The organism is Bacillus sp. JJ664 (assembly GCF_036962205.1).
Taxonomy (GTDB): domain Bacteria; phylum Bacillota; class Bacilli; order Bacillales; family Bacillaceae_G; genus Gottfriedia.
This window is the reverse complement of record NZ_JBALMS010000159.1, coordinates 1-5,747: the sequence shown is the minus strand read 5'-3', so window position 1 is coordinate 5,747 and position 5,747 is coordinate 1. Positions and strand designations below refer to the sequence as shown.

Annotated in this window: 5 protein-coding genes; 3 read left to right on the top strand and 2 right to left on the bottom strand. The window is 31.4% G+C overall.

The features are described from left to right. The first annotated feature begins 174 nt into the window (after window positions 1–174). Both V7056_RS18990 and ltaE read left to right on the top strand, forming a co-directional pair. Window positions 175–1,179, top strand: a complete 1,005-nt coding sequence (locus tag V7056_RS18990; RefSeq protein ID WP_499703959.1) for a helix-turn-helix domain-containing protein — start codon at window positions 175–177, stop codon at window positions 1,177–1,179. A 120-nt stretch (window positions 1,180–1,299) separates the two neighbouring features. Then, entirely contained in the window at window positions 1,300–2,331 is a 1,032-nt protein-coding gene (ltaE, locus tag V7056_RS18985; protein ID WP_499703958.1) for a low-specificity L-threonine aldolase, read from the top strand. A 56-nt stretch (window positions 2,332–2,387) separates the two neighbouring features. On the opposite strand, the gene V7056_RS18980 is transcribed toward ltaE, so the two are convergent. After that, a complete protein-coding gene (locus V7056_RS18980) occupies window positions 2,388–2,696 on the bottom strand; it encodes a hypothetical protein (RefSeq protein ID WP_499703957.1) in 309 nt (102 codons plus the stop codon). A 556-nt stretch (window positions 2,697–3,252) separates the two neighbouring features. Then, entirely contained in the window at window positions 3,253–4,311 is a 1,059-nt protein-coding gene (locus V7056_RS18975; protein WP_499703956.1) for a DUF3900 domain-containing protein, read from the bottom strand. Between the two features lie 276 nt (window positions 4,312–4,587). Between V7056_RS18975 and V7056_RS18970 the strand changes: the two genes are divergently transcribed. Next, on the top strand, window positions 4,588–5,508 hold the full coding sequence (locus V7056_RS18970; RefSeq protein ID WP_499703955.1) for a DMT family transporter: 921 nt from the start codon (window positions 4,588–4,590) through the stop codon (window positions 5,506–5,508). The last annotated feature ends 239 nt before the right edge of the window (window positions 5,509–5,747 follow it).

The following is a 5,747-nucleotide window of genomic DNA, read 5'->3' as shown; positions in this document are numbered from 1 at the left end:
TCTTAAATAGAAAAATACAATATTATTCTACTTAAATAAAATATTGTATAATTAATAAATTATAATTATATATACGGAATGTAAAGATACAGAACAACAATGTGATAATTTGTTAAATATATATGCTATAATAGTAGAGAATAAGCTGTAAATAATAAAAGGAAGGTACATACTATGTCTGAAAATGTACAATTCGAAAGAGAAGTTTTGACGACAAATGAAGCTGTAGAAATACTAGGTTTGTCTAAACAAACGATATATAATTATGTGAAAAATGGTAAACTCAAACTAGTTTATGAGGATTGGCAAATAGATGGTACGATGAAATTTTATCGTGATGAGATTGATAGATTGCAGTCTACTGCAGAAAGACCAATAGGAATTACAGTATTAGAGGCAGCAAATCAATTAGGTGTATCAAAAGCAACAATCCATCAATATATAAAATCAGGGAAATTATCATCTGAAAAAGTATTTATTAAGGGTAGGAATACCTCATTTATCCCATCCGATGAAGTTGATAAATTTCAATCTACATTTCTAAGTAATCAAAATAGAAAGACATACTTTTCGAAGGATTTAGCATACTGTTTATTTGGACTATATATAAAAAGAGATTCAAATGAAAAAGCAAGAATCATCGAATTAAATGAAGTTGGAGATTGTGTAGCAAAAACAAATATGGGTGAATTACTAAACCAAGAGGAGCTTGTGGAACGTGGCTTTTATAGAGCTTATGAGCTGAAACAAGTTAAACATAGTACAAAGAGGGGAAATATCGTTTTTCGTTTTCCTTTTCCTCAATCAATTAATGCACCTATTTTTAGTTTAATTGATACTTTTTATCAAAAAATTGGGATTCAAAATTTGAACCTTTATATTGAAGGAAACACAATTATTGCAGAGTTAAAACCGGTAAAATTACAATATCAACTTGATCGTCTAGAACAAGATTATGAAATCCTCCAAAACTGTTTGTTAGACGGGAGATTATCTTCTAGACCAGGATTGATTGTTTTTTCAAGTAATCAAGAACAATTGACCACATTTGTAGAAGATTCTATGAAAGTGAAAATAAAGGAAATTGCTTTACATCACCATTTAGGAATCGAAGAAGTCACTGGAAAATTGATTCATTTAGGTTTAGCAGAATATGAAAAAAAACTAGACTTTACGTAACAGAAATAAGAGGTTTGATACAAAGACTTTAATGAGTAACATTACGTAAAGATCAATCTCAATGCGTCTAACAGCTCGTTTTAGATTATTCTGAAATTTTATTGAGTTAGGAGAAAAAATATGAATTCACGTTTAATTGACTTAAGAAGTGATACGGTTTCACAACCTACCGATGAAATGAGACAGGCAATGTTTAATGCAGAAGTTGGGGATGATGTTTATGGGGATGATCCAACTGTTCATAGGCTAGAAAAACTAGCTGCAGCCATGGTCGGAAAAGAAGCTGCCCTATTTGTCCCAAGTGGCACATTTGGGAACCAATTGGCTTTATTTACACATTGTAATCGTGGAACTGAAGTTATACTAGGTGAGGACTGTCATATATTTGAACACGAAGTAGGGGCGGCTTCAATTATTGCTGGAGTTCATTTACGAACTCTTCAAACAGTTTCTGGAAAAATGGCGCTTCAAAAAATAAAACAGTCAATTCGTCCAGAAGATTTACATTATCCTGAAACTTCATTAATTTGTTTAGAAAATGCATACTCCAATGGAGCTGTAGTTGATATTGATTATATGAAAGACGTATATAGTATTGCCAAAGAAAAAAATATACCAATCCATTTAGATGGCGCAAGAGTGTTTAATGCAGCAACTTATTTACGCACGGATGTGAAAAAAATCACCCAGTATAGTGACAGTGTAATGTTTTGTTTATCGAAAGGTTTATGTGCTCCAGTAGGGTCAATATTAGCAGGAAGTACTGAATTTATTGAAAAAGCTAAGAAAAAGCGTAAATTATTAGGTGGCGGTTGGAGACAATCTGGATTCTTAGCTGCAGCTGGCATCATAGCGCTAGAGAAAATGACAACTAGACTCCATGAAGATCATGAAAATGCTCTTTATTTAGCAAATGGATTAAAAGAAATTCCAGGTATAACAGTAGATTCAACAAACAATCATATTAATTTAGTATTCTTTCAAATTGAAAAAACGAATAGAACCCCAGAAGAAATCGAACAAATATTTAAAGAAAATGATATGACAATCTTTGCACCTGATGAAAATGGAAGCATGAGATTTGCAACACATTATTGGGTTACGAAAGAAGACATAGATAAAGTCATTAAGCTAATGAAAAGTATTTTATAATTAAATTCATAAAAAAAAGAGAGTATCTCACTCTCTTTTTTATAGTTTTTAGTTTTTTAAAATCCATCTTCACTTGCAGTAAATGGAATGTTTAGTCTTTGCTCAACTCGACGTAAGCGTTGATTCAACCTATTTAAACGGAATGTATGACGCTCTGAAGTTTGTTGAAGTCGATTAACAGTTTGATTTAGTTGATTTACACGTCTTTCTAATTCATTAACTCGTCTAGTTAGATTTTGAATTTGCTGAGGTTGTCTGTCAATATCATATTGATCTTCCCAAGTAGCTTGCGAGTATTGATTATATTGAGGTTGTTGATAAACTGTCTGTTGATTATACGGATAGTAATTAGGAAATTGATACATATAAAAGTCGCTCCTTCCTTTTTCGGTAATACAAAATACAATATGTAGGCAAAATGCGTATGGAGACGGCTAATGCCTAAGAAAATTATTGATTATGAAAAGAAGTGACATTAATATCGAGCCAATTATGAAAGTGAATCTGTGAAAAGTCATTTAAAAAAGTAATTTTCTCATATTTAAAGAATTTATAATTTATTAATATATGTGGTGGTGAGTATTATTTCTAATGGAAAGCAATTTTTAAAAAGTATATTTGTGCGAGATAAAAAAGGGTTTGATGTCAGCGGGTTAATTGTATATGGTTTAATGCTAATATTTATTCAATTAGATTATATTGAATTTGGACAGTTTTCTAAATGGTATTCAAATCTCTCTTACTTTCTTTTTATTATGTTAATATTCATAACAGTATTAAGTATATTTGAAAAAATATTATCGAAGATGCTTGGTAAATATAATAAACCTGTGAAAATTAGATATATATTTTTTGTTTGTTTAGTAACATCAATCATTACTACATTTATCAGTTAAAACAAAAAGAGCCTAGTAGGCTCTTTTATTTTTGCTTGATCTTATCAATAACAAGATGAATTTCATCAGGTTTTAAAAATTCAATAGGGGAGAAGCCCTTTTCAAATTGTAGTGTGTCGGCTTCCAACATAACAACATAGCGTCCATTTACTTTTGCGATATGTAAATTTTCTCCAAAGTCTGCAAGCATACCTTTAATTGAAAAATGATCAGCTTTAAATGCTAATTCAATTTCAGGTGTATGTTCTACGATTTGTGCTGCCGCTTCTATCACTTCTTCGGAAGAGAAATGCTCTTGAATTTCTCGTTTAGGGCTTGCTGCCCAAACCTCCATTGCAGCTTCAAACTGTTGTCTTTCTTCGCTTTCTTCTTCAAATACCTCATCGATTCGGTCATAAACCATTGTCATAACTTGTGATTTTACGATTTCTGGCATAGATTCAGCATAAGAAACAAATTTTAAAAAGTCTTCAAAATATCGAGCGTGTGATGCTTGATGAATTTTTAGCTCGCTTTCAGATAATAAACCTAATTCCTCCATGTATGGATATTGAATCGATTTCATATTTTTTGTTGTAATCGCCATTTCTACCGTCTTAATTAAAGTAGATTCATCTGAAATGGAAGCAACTTTTGGTTCAAAATCGCATTTTAATACAAATACAATCGGATCATCGTAATACTTTCTTAATTTTGCTTGTATCACTAGAAATGCTCCACCACGAACTGCACTAGTATCAACATAATTAATAACTAATGTCTCATTGGCAGCTTTAAATTCTTCAGTTGTTTTTGCATGACGTATTCTTTGAAATAAATTATAATTTGGATTCGAATCTAGCGAATGATTTTCTTCTACGATAAAATGTCCTAATTTAGTCGGAACTGTATCATTTTTAGCGTGTCGTTCAACTTTACGATTAACTATTCGAGCAAGCTCACCGTCTAAAAAGGATTTTAAAGCACTTTCTTCATACATATTTTCATCTATTGTTTGAAAATGTTTATACCGTTTATCAGATTGATCTCCTTTACCCTCAACTGTTACTACATAAAATGATAGAAATGTTATTTCAAAATCCAATAAGATCACCTTTTTCTTTATTCTGTATTTAAGTATAGATAGGTGAGTCATTTCAGTCAATGTGAAGAAAGTGCGAATAATTGAGTAGCGAATTATCCAATAGCGAAACAAACGAAATTTTAATTCATTAAGACAAAAAGCCCTCACATTATGGTAAAATAGAGTATATAATTATTGAGACGACTAAGTGAAATCATAATGACTGAGATGTGTTATGTCACATCTCTTTTTTCTGTAATTGGGGGAAGTAGAGTCAAAGAAAAGGGGTATGAGAGATTGAAAATTGAAAGAATTGCTACCATTTCACTAATCATTGTTACACTGCTCTGGGGGACGACATTTGTCGTAGTTCAAAATGCAATTGAGTTTGTAGAACCGTTCACATTTAATGCATTTCGTTTCATCCTAGCAACTTTAATCCTATTACCTTTTCTATTAAGAAGAAAAAATAAGAACGCTATCACATTAAAACAGGTTCTTATCACTAGTGGAATCGGATTTATGTTATTTTCAGGTTACTTACTACAAACTTTTGGCCTTATTTATACAACATCATCTAAATCAGGGTTTATTACAGGCTTATGTGTTGTATTAGTTCCGGTTTTTTTATATGTATTTTATCGCGAACGCTCAAACTGGGCGACGGTTCTCGCTTGTTTCATTGCACTTTTTGGATTAAGCTTTTTAACATTAGGAAATCGTTTGTCAGTCAATATTGGTGATATTTTAACACTTATTGGAGCAATCGCTTTTGCTATTCATATCATTTTAACTGGTAAATTTACGAAACAAATGGATGCACTTACATTTACAACGATCCAACTAGCAACAGTTGGTATTTTTAGTACAATCTCAGCATTTATTTTTGAACTTCCGAAAGCACCTTTATCAAAGGATCTGTTTACAAACTCAACATTTATATTTGCAGTAATCGTAACTGCAATCTTTTGTACAAGTATCGCGTTTTGGGTTCAAATGTTTGCACAAAAACATATATCGTCTACAAAAGCAGCACTTATTTTCATATTAGAACCTGTTTTTGCTGCTATTACTGCAGTAGTATTTGGAGGAGAAACTTTAACTTCACATACTCTAATTGGTGGAACATTTATCGTTGGTGGTATGTTATTATCTGAAATTCCAATGCCAAAACGAACGAAAAATATAAAAGAAGAAGCAATTTATAAAGAAATGTAGAAAAAATTGTAAAATTGGGTATTGATCTCATTGACAGATGTTGTAACTTAACGTATTATATTTTTAAATTAATAAATGACTTAGAAAAGGAATAGTAAGTTTAGCAGCTTTTTTAGAGAGGGAATGGATGGTGTAAATTCCTAAAGTATGCAAACTGAACCAGCCTTGGAGTCACTGTACCGAACTAGAGTAGGCTACAGCGGTTTTCCCGTTAAAGATGTTAAGAGATTATGTAGCAA